Genomic DNA, 670 nt, shown 5'->3' with positions numbered 1-670 from the left:
TTACCGCCGAATGCAACCAAATCCAACCCAGTACCCGCTTTGTACTGGTTGTCGGGCTTAACCTGCACCGATGAAAACTTTATGCAGAAAGCCGGCGCATTTCGTATGGCGGCAGAACTTGGGATTGCCATCATTGCTCCGGACACCAGCCCGCGTGGTGAAGGCGTTGCCGATGATGCAAGTTACGACTTAGGCCAAGGCGCAGGCTTTTACCTCAACGCCACTCAAGCACCGTGGTCACTGCATTACCATATGTACGACTACGTCACGCAAGAGCTGCCAGCCATCATCGAAGCCAACTTCCCAGTATCGGATGTGAAATCAATCTCTGGCCACAGCATGGGCGGACACGGTGCGCTCACCATTGGCCTTAAGAATCCGACACTATACCGCTCGATTTCAGCATTTAGCCCAATCAGCAACCCAATGCAGTGTCCGTGGGGACAAAAAGCATTCACCGCATACTTGGGCACTGATATCGAAAGTTGGAAGCAATACGATGCAAGTGAGCTTTTGAAGAAAGAAAAATCACCCTTACCAATTTTGGTTGATCAAGGCGATGCGGACGGTTTCTTGAGTGAGCAACTCAAACCGGAAGTCTTATTAGCCGCAGCAAAACAACACGGTTCAGAATTGAATATGAGAATGCAATCTGGCTACGACCACAGTT

Annotated in this window: 1 protein-coding gene; it reads left to right on the top strand. The window is 50.0% G+C overall.

The window, feature by feature from the left end; genetic code table 11:
- A partial coding sequence (gene fghA, locus R7E78_RS27175) for an S-formylglutathione hydrolase (RefSeq protein ID WP_318058755.1) occupies positions 1–670 on the top strand: 670 nt, incomplete at both ends.

The sequence above is a fragment of the Vibrio sp. YT-19(2023) genome (genome assembly GCF_033337395.1).
The sequence above is the reverse complement of the archived record's forward strand: the minus strand, read 5'-3'. Positions and strand labels throughout refer to the sequence as shown.